We start from the raw sequence: 17,728 nt of genomic DNA on the forward strand, positions 1-17,728 counted from the left end.
GTGACTTGAAGTCAGCTGATTTGTTGGATCTCTCGGGTGGTATGCGGTAGGTACAACCTATATTGACCACGTTCTATCCTCTAGCTTACATACCGCAGTACCTAAATAACCCCTCTTTGACAAATCAGAGATTATTTGCTGATCTTCAGCTAAGCCTGAGTTTCGATAAAACTTATGAAGTCTTTCAGTAGCAATACTTGCTGATCGCATAGCAACTTCATCAGAGGCGCCTAAAGACTTGGCGAAAGAGGCCGATGTAACTGCTGCCCTAACTCCATTATCTCGCAAAACTTGGATTTCATTGGAACCAATGGAATAAAACTTTCCACCTTTTACTCTACAATAGCCACCTACATCATCAATTGGTTTTCTAATTGATTTAGTATTAACGAATGTAAAGTAAGCCCGATAATTAATTACACCTGGCGACTCTACTTGAGATTTCCACTCATCAAATAGTTGATATGAGCCAATTTCCTTTTCAACAAACTCCACTAAATTAGAAAATTGCTCTGCACGCTCGATAGTGATTGGAGGGTTGGATGTAATTGAGCAGGCAGCATTGCCCCCTGTAAATAATATTAAAATTATAATTTTCCCTATTTTCATGTTTCTTCCTTGTTTTTACAGTAATGGGGACATGCCAAATAGAAGTATAAATCGCCTCGACCATTGACTAAAGGGGATAGATAGGAAAAATGCTAGGCACCCAATAAAATTTATATTCCTCAATGCAAATGTATTAAAGCAAGCAGCATCTAAGATTATCTTTTAGAAAATTTGTTGGGCATCCAACAAATAGTGTAGAGAGCTAGAGCTATAGGCCTCGGCTAGCTTAGTTAAAATCGTATTTAAAAAACGGAGTTAATTTTACAGGTTGTAGCGCCCGCCCTTTTCTATTCCGTGACCACCGCCTCTGTGCCGCACTCCATGCCGCCTCCAAACATTACTTACCAAGCTTCCCCACTAAGGAATACCCAGCCAAGACTTGATATATACATGTTGATCCTAAAGCGCCGAACAAGCGAGCACCTAAGAATTGGAGCGAGTGTCTCGATCACAGTACTGGAAGTGAAAGGAATTCAAGTAAAGATAGGTATCCATGCCCGGACTCCCTTGCCACTACAATGAAAAAATCTACGTGGATCTCAAAATAGAAAAAATTAAAAAATAGAGGGCTTTGAAAATAGATTCCTAATAGAAGGAGAATCTCCCATCCTAGCATCCAACTTTTGCTCATAGTAATCGCGCCCATAAGGACACAACAACTCCAAGATAGATACGTCGCTATTTTAAAGCTATCTTTACATGTGTCCCCCGCTCTTCTATAAATCAAGAATCGACTCTAACTGGGACGGTCAGCTGAGTTTATACATTGCTAGCGTTAATGCAATCTGCTTAGACTAACGTCTATCAGTTACCTCCCCCCTTTAATCGCCATAACCCAATGAACGAAAATAGACCATCAGAGGATTCATAATTTACTCAGGGGTGTACTCACTACTCTCACCCTGCTTCTCATCTTGCCTATTAGACTCTCCGGCAGCGCTCTGGAAAAAGGCCATTCAGACAATATAAAAACAGATTGGCGTCCCTTTCCTTCCATTAGATATTTAATGCCTTTCGTGTACGATCTTTCAGAGATTCCCCGAAATGAATGGCATTAACTGACTTGGCTTGTGGCCAGTAAGTAATTTCTATAGAGCTTTCCTTATCAGCGACCTTTTCGACCCTAAAATCAATTACTGTAATCACACCGTTATGCATACGAGTATCCCTCATGTGGTAATACATAGATGGCATAATATCGTAGTGATACTCAAAATTCTGCATCTTTGTACTTGCCAAGCTACCAAATTCTTGCTGGATTTCACTGGTTGATTGGTATTCAAATTCTCTTTTAATTTTCATGAACACCACGTCCACATTCACAGGCACGGTAAATGCGATTTTATGATTAGTAGGCTTATTGGCAGATGTATTCACCGCAGTTTTGTCGGTAGTGCTTGTCTGCTCCATCTGGGATTCCTGTGCAGCTTGTTGCTGGCGAGTATTTCCATCGTGATTGATGGGGTCGCCAGTAACCGGATTATTCCAGCAGGTAAGACATTTACCGTCTGATGAGTAGATATGCTGATTAGACGCACATCCGCTCACGATAGAAACCAGGGCCAAAGAGAAAATAAGTGTTGGTAGCTTCATGAATGCTCCCCTAATGAGAGTGTTTATTTAAAAGTTACTATGAGATTCCAAGCTAGCAACCGAGTATACCGACTCCCTGTATTAACATCGAGCAAGGAGATACTTTGTACACGGAAGTCTTGGAAGGATCTGTTTAGTATTGGATTATCTCGCTCTCTGTATAGAAACCAAGAAAAAATGGCTGTGGGGTTGGTCCCTTTCTAACGCTAGTACCTAAATTAAACTTTCCTTTAGAAGAGACACTGTTGCGTTTAACATTGATCAGTCGTTTTCGACGAACCCTGTTCCAGTCTAACGTTCTTAGTGACCAAATCCTTTCTGATATCATGTTCAATTTCTACGATCCTCCCTGAATATAGATATTGATGGTTCTTTAGGTCGTTATTATGGAGCATAATACCCGGTGCGTCCGCCAGTAAATCATCATTTAAAAACCAATTTTAGAAAATCTTAAACTAAAGCACCGTGCAATATTGTTGTGGCCTAGTAAGCAAAATAACACAAAACTGTAAAAGCTTTGTGAATTCAACCACTTGTAGTGATTCCTCAAACTATAGGAACTTAGCGCCTATGCCATTCACACTTTACTCCGTTCTACCTGTAACTTCTGAAGCAGGGAATGCCCAGCCACAACCTTAAGTATTGGCACTAAAAAATTCTGATCTTAGAGTTTCCTAAAGGTGAGAGCATTAAAATCGGTACAAATGTCTAGGTTACATTACTGGACGTAACCGGCAACCATGTAAAGCGTGATATCTACAATACCCAAATCTCACCCCATTCATCGGGAGAAGATCTTCGTGTATTTTGATAGGAAAAGATGACTGGGGCCCTGCCACCATAGAGCCTATTAATCTTGAGAATCGCGGGGGCCCTTAATTAATAAAATGAGCCCCCTCAAGAGTTAAGCTAAGCGATGTTCAAACCGCACACCAGTAAGATGATTTTATTGAATAGACTTTTTAAGGATATCTGTACAAAAAGCACAGGTAAAAATATTAAAAGCTGATTTGAAAATAGCCTTTGTACCAACTTCCTCATGAGAAAAAACAATGCGCCAAGGAATACCCACCCACCACTTGAATATCATCAGGAAACAAATATATTGAGCCTAAAGCATCGAAACGGCGAGAGCCCAAGAGATAGAACAAATGTATCAAGTAACATACTGGGAGTGAAAAGTAATCTCTATCAGCCCATAGTGGAAAGATCTATGTGCGCATCAAAAGAGAACAAAAAGTAGGCACTGAAAGTGCGGTGGGAGCAGATTCACAATGGAGGGAATCCCACCCAAATCTCCTCCCCTCTTTCATCATCATAGTGGCACCTTTGAGCGCACACTATTTCTATGATGAGAAATGTCACAGCCATACAGTTACTTCCAAATGTATTAGAAAACAGCTGCACACACTCTATAAGTGAAAATCGACACTAACTGGGGAGATCAACTGAGTTCAAGACATAGCTAGCATTGCTGCAATCTGTTCACACTAATTTTTATCAGTTACCTCTTCCCATTCATCTTCATAACCGGCTGAACGAAAATAGGCCATCTGATCCTACCCACCAACAACGGACACACCACTAAGCGACTAGTTGTTCCTCAAACGCCTCAGGGCTGAGATAGCCATTGGCGCTGTGTAAGCGATTTCGATTGTAGTCTATTTCTATATACTCAAATACGGTTTCCCGCATGAGGCACCTTGTAGGAAAGCGGTTACCATGGATTACTTCTACCTTAAGTGAGTGGAAGAACGTTTCTGCGCAGGCGTTATCATAGCAGTTACCTTTGGCGCTCATGCTGCACCGCAGATCATAAGCTGTAATTAAAGATTGATAATCTTTAGAGCAATATTGGCTTCCCCTGTCAGTATGCACGATAACATTTGTAGGTTTCTTACGTCGCCATAAAGCCATTTGAAGGGCGTCACAGACCAATGTAGCTGTCATCGTTTCTGACATCGCCCAACCAATAACCAGCCGACTATATAGGTCTATCACTACAGCCAGATATAACCAACCCTCTTCTGTTCGTAGGTAGGTAATATCCCCGACCCATTTCTGATTCGGCGCTTCAGTATTGAAGTTCTGCTCGAGCAGATTTGGGGCCACTGGCAGACCATGTTTTGAGTAGGTTGTGGCTTTATATCTCTTGGCGGCTTTAGCCCGTAGGCCCTGTCGACGCATGCTGGCAGCAACTGTTTTTTGATTATATTTACTCCCCTCACTGGCCAATTCCCTCGTCAGGCGAGGGGCGCCACTACGTTCTTTACTGGCTATAAAGCGCTGCTGTACCAAACCATCAAGCTCCATTTGGTACTGCTGGCGCTTGGATTGATCGGCCGATCTTGACACCCAATCGTAAAACCCACTGCGAGATACGCTCAATACCTTAGCCATCGCTTTGATGCTGAACTTATGCCTGTGCTTTAGCATGAAGGCGTACCTCATTTCAGGCTCTTTGCAAAGTACGCTGCGGCCTTTTTTAAGATCGCCAGCTCCTCTGCCTGCTCAGCCAGCTGCCGCTTAAGGCGAGCATTCTCTGTGGCCAGCTCTCTCTCGGCATCCCCTCGGCTCTGATGTAACTTAGCCTTGCTTCGCCATCCGTAAATCTGGGAAGGATGTAACCCAAGCTGTTTAGCGGCAACGCTTACCCCTACCTTGACCGCCAGTGCTAGGGCATCTTTTCTATATTCCTCTGAGTATTTTTTACGAGTGGTTTTGGTTGATTTACTTGATCGTGTCATAGGGCACCTCTGCTGCGTAGTTTATCGCTTAAGAGAGTGTCCGTCTTTGGTGGGTAGGATCAGTATTTACCGTACTCACCCCACCATCATTAGCATAACGTACAGTATGTCGCAGCCCCGTTGAAAGCCAAACAAGTGGCTAAAACGAGATTTATATACTGGTTAGATGGTCCTACCTGCATGATATAGGTCAATCGCCAACTTTCTTATCTCAGCTGACATTACAATCCCCTCTCGCCAATTAACTGGAATGTTGGAGTACCCATAAAAAGCACCCGCCATCTGCCCGCAAATAGCCGCAGTTGTATCCGCATCATTACCGAGATTTGCAGCCAAAAGGATACACTCGCGAAAACTATTTCCATGATAAAAGCACCAAGCAGCCGCAATCAAACTCTCTATCACATATCCACTGCCATTTATCTCCTTATAGCCAAGTGCGGAGAAATCCTTGTTGGTTAGTGATCGAAGTTCCTCGCAATAATCAGCTGGATCTAACCCATCAAAAACTTCATCTTTACTTCCCGCTCTAAAAGCTCGATAAATCAATAGTGAAAGCATCCGGCAAGAGCTTATGCAAAGATAAGACCCATGTGTTGTCCTTGAGCTTTCTCCAGCATATTTGATACAAAGCTCTTCGCTCTTACTGAAGAAAATAGGTATTGGTGCCAGCCTCATTAGCGATCCATTCCCAGATGACCGTATATCTATACTTCCAGAAAATGGGTCTCTAGTTTGAAGGTATTACTCTAAGGACTTGGATACTGTAATTCCGATATCAAAACATCGTCCGTTACTACTCATATACCCGTATTGATACCAATTACAGTAGCGATTCATTTGGTCTTCTGGATCAAAGTCGAGTTTGCTTAAGAGGCTATGAGCAAGGCAAAGAGCCATAGATGTGTCATCTGTCCATTCTCCACGTTGTAGCCTAAAAGGGCCGCCTCCAACCATATCTTTAATTGGCTCGAACGTACCTCGTACCTCAAACTCCAGCGTAGTACCTACAGCATCTCCGCAAGCTAACCCTACGAGAGATCCAATAATTCTGTCTTCCAACTTAAATATTACCTCAATCCTTGTTTGCCAACGCTGTGATAACTACAGCTATTCTGTCATCGTAACTGTGAGACGATAGCGAAGTCATGTACATCTAACACATGAAAAATCCAGCAAGTGAACTGCCTTCTTGTCAAGAACCTCCAGAAAAACCGCTAGCTTTCCTCATGTACAGATTCCTTTCCACCCCACTCACCTTTAACAACATGATGATACCCTACTTCAGAAAAGCTTGTTAACAAATGAATACAAGACTCTATAGCCGGGCTTGCAGATTATAACTTTTTACAGGTTGATAGCCTCTGTTCCGAACAAGAAAATCTTCTAGGTATGTCCTATCAAAAGACACACATATCTCATTACTGTGGACTTAAGCTCTTATGGTATAGATGCCACTACGGATAGAATGAAAAAGCACTTAATGAGTTGGTATAAATACAAATTTTGGGTGATATTAACGGCATATATCACTATAAGATATCTAGGGAGCCTCTGAGAAACTCCGTAATGCCTCTGTGGGTCTTAAGGGCTGCAGATGTTAGGCGCAGCTCGCCGCGAATGGCACAGTCCTTTGCTAGAGCTGCAACGTGGCAGCTGTAGCCCTCAAGGCCCACCCTTTGGGGCTTGCAGAGCAATTCACACTCGGCGTTGCGGCTTCTTGCAAGGTCTAGACATTCCTGCAAAGCCGCGCCTTGATTGTGAACTGCTCTGCATGCCAGAGGTATCACGGAGTTTTTCAGAGGCTCCCTAGAAAGAAACTCAAAAACATGTAACGGTAGCCGGCCTGTCACCAATAGGCCCCAATTTCAAGCTTAGGGTTTTTTCAATACTCAGCAAGTAAATCAATTAGTAATGAATACTATTCAGCTCCTCCATTAACATCCAACATTTTATAAAACAATTTTGAGTCCTTATAAGCTCCCTTAACCGACAATGATCAGTAGATATTGGCCAGCTATATAAAGTAATCTTACGCTCCTACCAAATATGGTTAGTAAGCTAACCAAATGGCCGAGGACTATCTAATTGGCGTAATTACTATGGTCAAGTATCAATTCGCTTGCCCTGGCGTGTAAGTAAGCTAATATGTTTTAGTTATCTGGATATCGTATCTTTTGTTTTAAATATCTCGCTAGCTCGTGGTAATTCAGCGTGAGCACGAACCCAAATGGTTCGTTTGGAATGAGGAATGAATTACTGTCATGTAAAGCATCGCTTTCATTATCTTTGCTTGTTAATAAAGGGATGTCTACTATACCGACTGTTATCGGTAAAACCTCAACCCCTCCAGAATTTACAAAAGTACAGTAACAATGACTGATTCAGCTATTCAATTAGATCTTACTCATATACAACACAGAAATATAAACAATATGTAACTATATGAAAAATAGAGGCCATCCAAGGTCAGGCGCAAAAAACACCCTACTGGAGCGTAAAGATGCTTACAAAATCCTCTCCTCTAATTAAAAAAATACTTGTCGGCAATCCCGGATGGGAGTGGTTACCTATTTTAATTACGCGAGTATCACTGGGATTATTTTTTTCAGTATCAGGATACAACAAGCTATTTATCCCTGAGAGGCATGCAGATCTTATAAACTTAATGAGTGAAATAGGAGTTCCCTTTCATGAATTTATGGCATTTTTTTTAGCTTCTGTGGAGTTCTTCGGAGGGTTACTTTTAATGGTAGGCCTACTGTCAACACTTGTCGCCGTCGTCCTGTCTTTTGTAATGATTGTTGCCATTACTACCGTTGAAATAGAAAGTGTCATCCCTAAAGATATTGGACCATTAGATTGGATGAGCTGGTTTCTTTATTTACCTCAAGTTTTATATATTATTTTATTCATATGGCTAATAATTACAGGCCCTGGAAAATTCAGTTTAGACACTCTAATCACAAGTAAATTAGGCATTAACAGGATCAAGTAAAAATGGAATGACACCTAAGAAAAGATACATTGCGTTGAGGTATTATCACTATATTTATACCTAATAGTAACATGCCAATAAAGCAGTAAATGCGCAATCTAATTCACCATACGGTGAGCTTATAGAACTTCATTGTTAGTAAAGTAGGTAAAGATTTTACTCCCATATACTCAGGATGAATTGCATAGACACACTCTATCCAGCAAGTTGCTAAAACAAAGATAATACCTACCAACGTCCCCATTCTAGATACAAAACTCCAATATCGTTATATACAATGAAATTCTCTTTTCCAGACAACTATTGGATTTGGTCTAAACTAACCCAGATCAGAGTTAGCTCCCCCTAACAACCAGATAGTAAAGGCGCAATTTGCTTTGGGAGAGGTAAACTCATTAAGGCTTACCATAGCGCTCAAGGGATATGAGATGGAAAATCAGCCCTCCGTAAAAAGTACTCGATTTTGGTTATGGATTTCAATTCTTATTTTTGCTGCCTCCAACGCGGTCGTTGCGAAAATCGGGGAGCTAGGTGCCAGCCACCCTATTAATGGAAACAACCCTATCTCTTTTTGCAACCTCTTGTTCGCTGGAAATCTCTTGGCGGGTATCACCCTTTTAATTATCTATAGAAAAGATTGGCGCCTCAGCATCTTAAAGCAGTATCCTTTCAAAGACTGGTTTTACATGTTCGTGCTTATTTTGATGTCTGGAGTTCTTGCCCCCGCCTTCTTCTTTATTGCTCTGATGCTCACAGAAGTGACCAATGTCGTTTTAATTGCAACTCTAGATGCTCCCTTGGGGCTTTTGTTCGCTTTTCTGATGTTCCGGGAGAGGCCTACCGTGTTCTCAATAGTGGGCGCCCTTGTGGTAACGGTTGGTGTTATTGCAATTTTTGCCCTACACCAACCCCCGATGGACGATCCAATGAGTATGAAAATGCTTAATCTTGGAAATCCAGCCATGAACCAATTTCTTCAAGACCTCCCCAAAGCTGGAGAAATTTTAACCGCTTTAGCTACACTCTTAGGGGTCATTGCGGTTCAGGCAAGCCGGAAACTGCTTGATCGCGTCCCTATTGGCGTGTTCTCAGTTTTTCGTATGCTTGCAGGGGTGATACTGTTTTCGATTATTGTCCTCTCTGTATTTGGCCCCCACCACTTTGACGACCTTTTCTCTCCTTTCCTCTGGGTATGGATGCTTGTATACGGAGCAATCATTATTGTCTTTGGGCAGATCACCTGGTTTAAAGGACTCCAAGGAGGAGCCAGCTCTGCTGATATCTCTATCGCGACAGCCATTACCCCCGTAGCCGGTACTTTCTTCGCCTTTCTTATCCTGCAAGAGGTTCCCAACTTCGCTCAAATCATTGGGGGTATCATTATTATGTCCGGAATAGGTATCTCATTACTCGGCCAATATCGCGAGCAAAAAGCCGTCGAAATGAAGTATGAAAAACCATGCTCTTTTAAAGGGGTATAGAGCTTAGTAGATGAAACAGATATTATAGTGGAGACATAGGTGACGATATAGGCTTTGCAAGGCTACGTAGTGGACCTTGCGAAAATTCAAAGCTCAAAACTATCGCCTATATTGAGAGAAATCTCTGCTCGCATGGAGGTATAGCTAAAAGACATTGGTGAAAAACTTCCCTTACTCGGAAGCTAACTTACCTGAGGTTGGATTTCTGAATTAGCCAACCCTGACTAAATGGCAAAAAGCCCGAGCTATAATTTAAGCCGGTAAATACTTACAAGTACCAATTCAAATCTGACCTTCCAATTACCACTGCTGTAGAAAACACACTGCCAATCAAAATCCGAATTAATATAAGCAAGGCTCACCCTCGGGTCAACCGTAGCCAACTATCTATTCATAGGCGAGTAGCAATGTGTTTTCCTAATAAACTAATTCTCAGGGAACCATAGCGATTTTATATTACTCTAGAACATCATACTTTCCAATTCCATCTATACCAACAATTACCGAGGTCACGCCCTGAAATATCTGGGGTAAAATTTTTTACCCTGCGGGCCATTGAGATCTGCATGACTATGCATGTCAACAAACCCAGGAGTAACATATAACCCATCAGCATTAATGGTTAATTTAGCCTTGCTCCTAAGACTATCAGCGTTCCCTACAAAGACTATCTTGTCATCGACCATTCCTACATATTGCTTTATCCATGGATTACCTGAACCATCGATAACTTTTCCATCAAGAATCAAAATGTCCAAATAATCTATTTTATTGTTCTGTGCCAGAGTTACCGCACTGTAGAAAAGGAAAAGTAAAACAAGGCAATACTTAACCAATAAACTTTGTGTAAATTTCACAAACACTCCCCGTCAACTACATAACCAAAACCAAAAAACTTCACGATACGGCGAAATAGACAATTCAACACCTTTAATACTCTACACTTTCAAATACCGCTATTTTTAGCACAAATTTAAACATCAAATAATATTATACCTGCGATGAGGAAATTGAGAATCGACTTGACATTCATAATCATCCTTATCAATTTATCTTTATATGGCACATCACAAAAACACAGATTAACGGACTTAAAATTCACCGCATTCTAACCTTATCTGTTACAACCTTTGAGTTAAACACTACTTATCGCTTAAACAAGACTGGCTATCGATAGAATTTCATACGGATCTCGAATTTTCCTGGCATTGCAATACTAACGTTTAGTTAACCTTATAAATATTGACTTAACCAATGGCTTCCCAGCACTAGCAGCTTAATATCTAATTTTCCATTCTACATCTATTACCCTTTTGCCTTGCTCTACTCTTCTACCAAAGATCAATTACAAGAACCTCTACGCACTAAGCTTTTCCTTACCCAAAGTATCACTAGGAAATAGGCTACTGATTCGACTCGGAACAAGCTAGTGAGCTGGCACCACTGTTTCAGAGGCGGTCAAAATAGAAAATAATCGAATAGGAGCCATTTAGGACAAAAACTCCACTGCCTCGCCTCAGATTCTACCCTTATAGAAGCTGCCCATTATTAGACGAAAGCACACATCAATTTCCAGCTATCGCGCTTAACAGCACAACTGCCGCATTTTCTGGGAACGACCTTGCATTTTATTCACATTCTTGGAGTATCGCTAAATTGTGGTGTTTTACAGCTTACTAAGTTCCAAATAGGTTTGTAGGTCATTTTTCATGTATTCGAGTACTGAGTTATGTCGCACCATATTGAAGCCCTATTAAGTGAATGGCAGGCATCGCCTGAGGATGATTGGGTACTTGCCGTAATCACCAAAGTTCAGGGCTCAGCTTATCGTAAGGCGGGAGCGATGATGTTGTTTCACCCACTAGGTAAGAGTATTGGCCTAGTCAGTGGTGGTTGCTTAGAGGCCGATTTAAAACGATACGCTCAACGCGCTATTCAGTATGATACTTCGATTAAAGTGATTTACGATGCCAGTGATGAGTCGGATGCTAGCTATCAATTAGGATGTGGTGGCATTGTAGAACTAATTTTATTTCCCCTCACGTATAGAAACCAATATCTTCAGTTGCATTGCCTTTTAGAATATTTGAACTCGGGAAACTCCGCTTTCTACGAACTGGAGTTACCTATTCAAAATACCAATTCAAGAGATCTTGTTGCGAGAGTTATTGCCCCAGAAGCAATGGGCTACCAGATTGATAGCACTACCAAAGCTACGCTGTCACTGCAAAATGGAAAAGCAAATGCTCTGCATCCGAGATTAATTATTCCCTGCCTACCCCGCTTTCATATTGCTGTTTTTGGTGGCGGGTTAGATGCTCAGCCAGTTGTCAAAATTGCTCAAGAACTAGGCTGGCACATTACGGTGATTGATGAACGCGCAAGTTTTGCCCGTCATTACGATTTCCCTGGTGCAAGTATTCTAAAGAAACCCTATTCACAACTGACCACATCGCTGCTGAGTCAGTTTGATGCGGCGATTGTGATGCACCACAACTTGGACTTGGATGCGAAGGCGTTACAAGCCGTAAGCCTGACGAAGCTACACTATGTTGCACTGCTCGGCCCTCCACATAGACGTGATAAAGTTCTTGATAGAGCGGGGATAAAAGTAAGTGATTTCTATGGTGTCTTTTCCGCACCGGCAGGTTTAGCATTAGGTGGTGAGCTACCTGAGTCCATTGCTTTGAGCATCCTGGCTCAATGTCACGGAGTATTGCATCAAGCTAGATTGTTACCTCTAGACAAGGTCGCAACGTGAATAAATTTATCCGGGAGACAGCTAGACAACCTTCAAAACGGATACTGGTAGCATTGCTCGCTGCCGGAGAAAGTCGTAGATTTAATGGTATAAAATTACAAGCAACAGTAGATGTGATTGACTCAAATGGGAAGATTAAGAGTCAGCCTCTGCTGTTGCAAACGCTTGATAAACTAACCAGCCTAAACACAAAAACATCAACCGGGCTAAAAGTAGAGTTATTGGTAGTTCTGGGAGCGCATCAAGAGAAGCTGGATAATTTGTTGTCTTCCGATGTGAACCGGCGATTTAACCCTAACTGGAAAAGTGGTATTGCAAGCTCTATTAAAGAAGCAGTTATCGAAGCAGAGGCCCTTCAGGTGGATGGTTTACTAATTGCCTTGGCTGATCACATAGGCGTAACTTTGGATGATTATCAACAATTAATCACTGCGTGGCAATCATATGGGCAAACTTGCTGCGCCCAATATCAAAATAGTTTTGGCGTACCTGCAGTATTTAACTCCTCAGATTTTACTAATCTCGCATCTCTCACAGGCGATACGGGCGCAAAGCACTTATTGAAAAAGAAATCTAATCTTGATGCTTTATCAGTTGTTGAGATCGAGGGTGTCGCCATAGATATAGATCGTAGAGCTGACATAGAAAAATGGCAAAAAATGATTGTGGAGAATCTCAGTTAGGCTTATTTTCAGTTTTTAGTGAGAGTATCAATATAATTAATTACTTCCGTAAAACTAGCTGTGCGATACACAGATTTCTAAGTCAGAGCCAGTTCACGAAAAGAGGCGATTTCGCCACCGATACGCAATTACTAGCGGGATTATCAAGGAGCGGGTAATGTCTGATAAGAAGTTAACCTTAACCATCAACGACGAAAGTTACGCACTGGATGTTGCACCTGAGATGCCACTTTTGTGGGCAATCAGAGATTTGCTTGGATTAACAGGCACTAAATATGGCTGCGGTGCTGGATTGTGTGGAGCTTGCACAATCCACTTGGACGGAACGCCGACGCGCGCATGTTTAACGACGGTTTCGCAAGCAAAAGGCAAGAAAGTAACTACCATCGAGGGGCTGCAATTTGCTGAATTGAAGCAAGCATGGAGTGACAATAACGTTCCACAATGTGGCTATTGTCAGTCTGGCCAGCTTATGACTGCTGCTGCGCTATTGACCCAAAACCCATCACCAGGTGATGAAGAGATTAACTCTGCCATGGCTGGAAATATTTGCCGTTGTGGTACCTACACACGAATTCGAGCTGCTATTCAAGACACCGCTAAAAAGAGAACTTAATAATGAGTAGCTTTACAGCCGTAAAAAATTTCAGCCGCCGGGATGTACTTAAACTATTTGGAGCAACTGGCGGGGGCTTAGCTTTAGGTGCAAGTGGGATAAGCTGGAGTCCGATGGCCATAGCACAAGGAAAGGAGCCGAGGTTAAACCTGTTTGTTGCTGTTGGCGAAGACAATAAAGTCTATCTTACCTGTCATCGTTCAGAGATGGGCCAAGGTATTAGAACCGGGATACCTCAGATACTCGCTGATGAGCTTGAGGCTGATTGGCAACATGTCGTTGTGATTCAAGGGTTAGCCGATAAGCGCTATGGAAGCCAGAATACCGATGGGTCACGCAGTATTCGTAAGCATTATGACAAAATGCGACAAATGGGGGCAATAGCTCGGACCATGCTGGAACAAGCTGCAGCAGACTCATGGCAAGTGCCTGTCGGAGAAGTGGAAGCCAGGAATCATAAAGTCGTGCACGTAAAGTCGGGCAGAAGCTTTAGTTATGGAGAGCTAGCAGTTGCTGCTGCGAAACTTCCCATACCAGAATTGAACCGCGTGAAACTGAAGGAAAACAAGGACTTTAAACATATCGGCAAATCTCACAAGATTGTCGACATGGATAATATGCTATCTGGAAGAGCTAGATATGGCTACGACATTCAAATAGATGGCATGCTGTATGCCAGTATAAGCAGGCCCCCGGTTCTCGGTAGTGATGTAGAAAGTTTAGATGATACCCCGGCTCGCAAGGTTCCCGGGGTTTTGGATGTGATTCAATTACCTGTGCCCGAAGGACCACCTAAGTTTCAAGTTTTAGGTGGTGTAGCAGTTATTGCTACTAACACCTGGAGTGCCTTGCAAGGGCGTAAAGCATTAGAAACAACTTGGACTGCCAGTAAGAATGATAGCCACAGCAGCACAAGTTTCATGGAGTCGTTAATTCAGGGGGTCAAGGAGCCTGGTAAATTAGTTCGCCAACAAGGAGTTGAAAACACCGATTGGCCGGAGGACTCTACCCAGCAAGCCATATACACAGTGCCCTATTTGGCCCACGCACCGATGGAAGCTCCTGCTGCTGTAGCTTCAGTTACACCAAATGGCTGTGAAATCTGGGCATCAACACAAACACTGCAAAGTACGCAGCAAAATGTAGCAGCAAACCTCGGGCTCAATGACGAACAAGTGAAAGTTAATGTCACGCTATTAGGGGGCGGCTTTGGAAGGAAGTCAAAGCCTGACTTTAGTGTGGAAGCGGCACTATTGTCTAAAAAGCTTGGACGGCCGGTTAAAGTTAGCTGGAGCCGCGAGGACGATATCCAAAACGGCTACATGCACGCAATTAGTGCCCAATTTTATCAAGCAAAACTTGATAGCGATCAAATGCCAACGGCAATACTACAACGTACTGCCTTTCCATCTATTAGCACTACCTTTGCCGAGAACGTGGAGTACCCGTCCGCTGGAGAGCTGGACCTTGGCTTTGTCGACATTCCATTTACTGTGCCAAGTCATCGTTGTGAAGCGGTTAAAGCATTGGCGCATACCCGTATCGGCTGGATGCGCTCAGTGAGTAATATTCAGCACGCCTTTGGTATTGGTAGTTTCGTGGATGAACTGGCACACAATGCCAAAGTATCATGCCCAAAGATGTGGAAAGAAATGTTGGGCCAACCTAGGCATATCGACTTTTCCGGTCAACAGTTCAAATACGGAAACTACGGAGAGGATCTGTCACGTCACCCAGTCGATATTGGTCGCTACCATCAGGTGATTGATATTGTTGAAAGGAATATGGCTGAATTTGCACCTAACCAGCCAAATCAAGGCTGGGGCTTTGCCGTTCATCGAAGCTTTAATAGCTATGTAGCTATAGCTATTCTGGTGGAGGTGGAAAACACAAACCTCAAGGTACTGCAAGCAATTGCAGCTATTGATGCTGGACTTGTTGTTAACCCTGATAGAGTTGTCTCACAAACCGAAGGCGCGGTGATTTTTGGCTTAAGCTTGGCGATGATGGGAGAGGTAGCCTTTGAAGATGGGAAGGTTAAGCAGTCCAACTTCCATGATTACCCTGTACTTCGTATGGGGCAGTGCCCTGATATTTCGGTAACGGTAGTGAGTGCCAATTCTGCTCCAGCAGGCGTTGGTGAGCCTGGTGTGCCACCCGTAGCCCCTGCATTGACCAACGCGATATTTGCAGCAACAGGAACCAGAATTCGCAATCTGCCAGTAAACAAAAAACTTAATGTTTAAGTTATAATCACAATCGCAAAAGTAGAGCTTTATATCCCCCTACTCGTTCTTCATAAGGGGGATATATAAAAGAAAACAGCGTAGACAAAGACCCACAGAACTGACTGAACATAATGCAATTCCATTATTGACTCATCAAACTCGTTTCGATCTACAACTTAAAAATTAAATCGTTCGAAAGTTTCTTAATAAAAGCATGGATTGCTACGTAGCAACGGGAAACAGGGTGAAAATTTTTCACTTTTCTGACTTCCTCACATAGAAGTCTCATATTTTTTGAGCCATAGCCTTTACCTTGTAGGGCAACATCAAATAAAGACATATCTACAAAAACCTCGTTCGGCTTGCCATTATCATTACTGGGATAGTGTTGAATACTGCTCTTACTGGAAACTAAATTACTTTTTTGTTCTAACCGAATAAATTTTTGAGAAGCTTGTGGCTATATCAACTGCTTCGGGAGAACATGCAAGATGCCCCCAGCTATGGTGCTTAACGCCCGGCCTGTGTTTTATACACATTATTTAAGTCCATTTAAAACCTCTGCTGCTTCAACATAATGGAGCAACTTAGCATATCCTTGCCAAACAGTTTTAACCCCTGGCTCGCCATCGCCTTTACGCCCTAGAAATCCTCCTAGACCTGCCAGCATACGCGTTATATCTCTCATGCTTGGAGGTATATTCGGTGGGGAACTTTTATCTCGCATCATCCATACCATGCGCCATTCTTTTTCAGAGTAAGCACTCGTACATGGTTCATCAGGAAGACTTTTTGCTTGTGTAGTTATCGAATGTAGTCGCCATCCAATAATCATATAGATCGCAATACAGTTCAACATTCGCTGCTCTGTTCTAAAACGATTACTTTCTATCTGGCATCCGCCTTTTACCACCCGAAAATAGGTTTCAATTTCCCACCGGCTTCGATACCACTCAATGATGACTCTCGCCTGCTTATAGTCTTCAACTGGAAGATCAGTTAACAGCATCCACTCAATGCCTTTTTCACCCTCTGGTGGGTTTAATTCCTTAGCCAATACAGCATAGAGAGAAAGTGGTCGTTTAGATTTTCCTTTTCCAAGTAGCCGTATCTCAGTAGTGGATACGCTGACTTTGGCTTTTCTTCCAGGTTCCCCATTCCGTTTGGGAATGTCTACCGCGTATAGACCAATAGATTTCTGCTCGTTCATATGATCCCAAAGCAAAACCGTTTCTTCTCCATCGAGCTCTAAAGTGCGATTGGCCTTAGCTCGAACGATATAGCTCGCCCGCCGCTGTTCACTTTGCTCTTCAGCCAGCTGAAACCACTCATGAATATCACCCTCTCTATCAGCAATACTCACAATTGTGCTTTCAGGGCAGTGCTCTTGTATCTGACAAGCCGTTTCGTAATGGTCTAGCCAGCGTCGACTCTCCTTATCCTTTATCGACTTGGTATAGCGGGAATTAGAACTTGATTCCTTATCTCTCTGCCACATACTACCTTCAACAACACCCAAATTAACTCTGGATGGTGTTATCGCGATGGAGGTGTGCAAGAGTTGTTGGTTGGTCTCTTTACGCCTAAGAGTTCCCATCTCTTTACTTTCTAGGTCAGTGGCAAAATTTAGAAAGGTAGTATCTTGTGGGATAAGAACAACAGGCTGCGCTTTGATTCTCTCAAGAGTTGCCGATTTATGACCGCTCATAATAGAGTCAAAGTTGACTTTATCATTTTCTATAAAGCGATAAGCTGCAAACGTTTCTGCCCAAGTTTTGTTTGCACAAGGAATGCTATTGTTTGGGTCTGAACTTAAATTACTGAGAATATTAGACAAGCGCTTATTCAAGCGTGTATCACCCATAACCTGATTTTTTACTTCGTCCATGACCCAGTCCTGCATAATAATCCAGCCAAATCTGTAGTTCTTACTGGGCTAAACTGTAACTTATTGATTTACATAATAAAACTTAAAAAAACTTGTGTATAAAACTTAGCGCCCGGCTCACCGA

General features: G+C 42.5%; 12 protein-coding genes and 1 pseudogene. 7 read left to right on the forward strand and 6 right to left on the reverse strand.

The genetic code is table 11. The features are described 5' to 3' along the window. Window positions 1-57: 57 nt before the first annotated feature. Window positions 58-609 (reverse strand): hypothetical protein, encoded by a 552-nt coding sequence (locus ACJJIY_RS17375; RefSeq protein WP_445358488.1) that lies wholly within the window; start codon window positions 607-609, stop codon window positions 58-60. 390 nt (window positions 610-999) lie between these two features. On the opposite strand from ACJJIY_RS17375, the gene ACJJIY_RS17380 reads away from it, so the two are divergent. Then, window positions 1,000-1,131 (forward strand): carbon storage regulator, encoded by a 132-nt coding sequence (locus ACJJIY_RS17380; RefSeq protein ID WP_445354386.1) that lies wholly within the window; start codon window positions 1,000-1,002, stop codon window positions 1,129-1,131. 474 nt (window positions 1,132-1,605) lie between these two features. On the opposite strand, the gene ACJJIY_RS17385 is transcribed toward ACJJIY_RS17380, so the two are convergent. The 3 genes and pseudogenes from ACJJIY_RS17385 to ACJJIY_RS17395 all read right to left on the reverse strand — a co-directional run bounded on the left by ACJJIY_RS17385 (window position 1,606) and on the right by ACJJIY_RS17395 (window position 6,011). After that, window positions 1,606-2,202: a hypothetical protein gene (locus ACJJIY_RS17385; protein WP_444913615.1), complete on the reverse strand. Its 597-nt coding sequence runs from the start codon at window positions 2,200-2,202 to the stop codon at window positions 1,606-1,608. Between the two features lie 1,584 nt (window positions 2,203-3,786). Further along, window positions 3,787-4,949, reverse strand: a protein-coding gene (locus ACJJIY_RS17390) for an IS3 family transposase (protein ID WP_444897071.1) whose coding sequence is annotated in 2 segments (ribosomal slippage) — window positions 3,787-4,691 and window positions 4,691-4,949 — 1,164 coding nt in all. Because the reading frame shifts where the segments join, the coding sequence is not laid out codon by codon here. A 162-nt stretch (window positions 4,950-5,111) separates the two neighbouring features. Next, window positions 5,112-6,011, reverse strand: a pseudogene (locus ACJJIY_RS17395) (ADP-ribosylglycohydrolase family protein). A gap of 1,441 nt (window positions 6,012-7,452) precedes the next feature. Here ACJJIY_RS17395 and ACJJIY_RS17400 point away from each other — a divergent pair. Continuing rightward, on the forward strand, window positions 7,453-7,947 hold the full coding sequence (locus ACJJIY_RS17400) for a DoxX family protein (RefSeq protein ID WP_444897058.1): 495 nt from the start codon (window positions 7,453-7,455) through the stop codon (window positions 7,945-7,947). A gap of 428 nt (window positions 7,948-8,375) precedes the next feature. After that, complete coding sequence (locus tag ACJJIY_RS17405) at window positions 8,376-9,428, forward strand: DMT family transporter (RefSeq protein ID WP_444897057.1); 1,053 nt, start codon at window positions 8,376-8,378, stop codon at window positions 9,426-9,428. Between the two features lie 509 nt (window positions 9,429-9,937). On the opposite strand, the gene ACJJIY_RS17410 is transcribed toward ACJJIY_RS17405, so the two are convergent. Next, the gene (locus ACJJIY_RS17410; RefSeq protein WP_445358489.1) at window positions 9,938-10,285 is read right to left on the reverse strand and encodes a hypothetical protein; all 348 of its coding nucleotides are present in this window, start codon (window positions 10,283-10,285) and stop codon (window positions 9,938-9,940) included. Between the two features lie 872 nt (window positions 10,286-11,157). Here ACJJIY_RS17410 and ACJJIY_RS17415 point away from each other — a divergent pair. The 4 genes from ACJJIY_RS17415 (at window position 11,158) to ACJJIY_RS17430 (ending at window position 15,734) form a co-directional block, all read left to right on the forward strand. After that, complete coding sequence (locus ACJJIY_RS17415) at window positions 11,158-12,189, forward strand: XdhC family protein (protein WP_444897055.1); 1,032 nt, start codon at window positions 11,158-11,160, stop codon at window positions 12,187-12,189. Further along, window positions 12,186-12,872 carry a nucleotidyltransferase family protein gene (locus ACJJIY_RS17420; RefSeq protein ID WP_444897054.1) on the forward strand — a complete coding sequence of 229 codons (687 nt, stop codon included), beginning with the start codon at window positions 12,186-12,188 and terminating at the stop codon, window positions 12,870-12,872. The genes ACJJIY_RS17415 and ACJJIY_RS17420 overlap by 4 nt, the downstream gene beginning before the upstream one ends. Before the next feature lie 157 nt (window positions 12,873-13,029). Further along, complete coding sequence (locus ACJJIY_RS17425; protein ID WP_444897053.1) at window positions 13,030-13,488, forward strand: (2Fe-2S)-binding protein; 459 nt, start codon at window positions 13,030-13,032, stop codon at window positions 13,486-13,488. A 113-nt stretch (window positions 13,489-13,601) separates the two neighbouring features. Beyond that, window positions 13,602-15,734: a xanthine dehydrogenase family protein molybdopterin-binding subunit gene (locus tag ACJJIY_RS17430; protein ID WP_445358490.1), complete on the forward strand. Its 2,133-nt coding sequence runs from the start codon at window positions 13,602-13,604 to the stop codon at window positions 15,732-15,734. A gap of 520 nt (window positions 15,735-16,254) precedes the next feature. Here ACJJIY_RS17430 and ACJJIY_RS17435 read toward each other — a convergent pair. Then, on the reverse strand, window positions 16,255-17,619 hold the full coding sequence (locus tag ACJJIY_RS17435; protein ID WP_444896910.1) for an IS4 family transposase: 1,365 nt from the start codon (window positions 17,617-17,619) through the stop codon (window positions 16,255-16,257). Window positions 17,620-17,728: the final 109 nt, after the last annotated feature.

The sequence above is a fragment of the Microbulbifer maximicatervae (SeqCode) genome (genome assembly GCF_052468155.1).

Coding starts and splice junctions, on each gene's coding strand:
- ACJJIY_RS17375 (WP_445358488.1), bottom strand. CDS start 609: ATGAAAATAGGGAAAATTATAATTTTAATATTATTTACAGGGGGCAAT.
- ACJJIY_RS17380 (WP_445354386.1), top strand. CDS start 1,000: ATGTTGATCCTAAAGCGCCGAACAAGCGAGCACCTAAGAATTGGAGCG.
- ACJJIY_RS17385 (WP_444913615.1), bottom strand. CDS start 2,202: ATGAAGCTACCAACACTTATTTTCTCTTTGGCCCTGGTTTCTATCGTG.
- ACJJIY_RS17400 (WP_444897058.1), top strand. CDS start 7,453: ATGCTTACAAAATCCTCTCCTCTAATTAAAAAAATACTTGTCGGCAAT.
- ACJJIY_RS17405 (WP_444897057.1), top strand. CDS start 8,376: ATGGAAAATCAGCCCTCCGTAAAAAGTACTCGATTTTGGTTATGGATT.
- ACJJIY_RS17415 (WP_444897055.1), top strand. CDS start 11,158: ATGTCGCACCATATTGAAGCCCTATTAAGTGAATGGCAGGCATCGCCT.
- ACJJIY_RS17425 (WP_444897053.1), top strand. CDS start 13,030: ATGTCTGATAAGAAGTTAACCTTAACCATCAACGACGAAAGTTACGCA.
- ACJJIY_RS17430 (WP_445358490.1), top strand. CDS start 13,602: ATGGCCATAGCACAAGGAAAGGAGCCGAGGTTAAACCTGTTTGTTGCT.
- ACJJIY_RS17435 (WP_444896910.1), bottom strand. CDS start 17,619: ATGCAGGACTGGGTCATGGACGAAGTAAAAAATCAGGTTATGGGTGAT.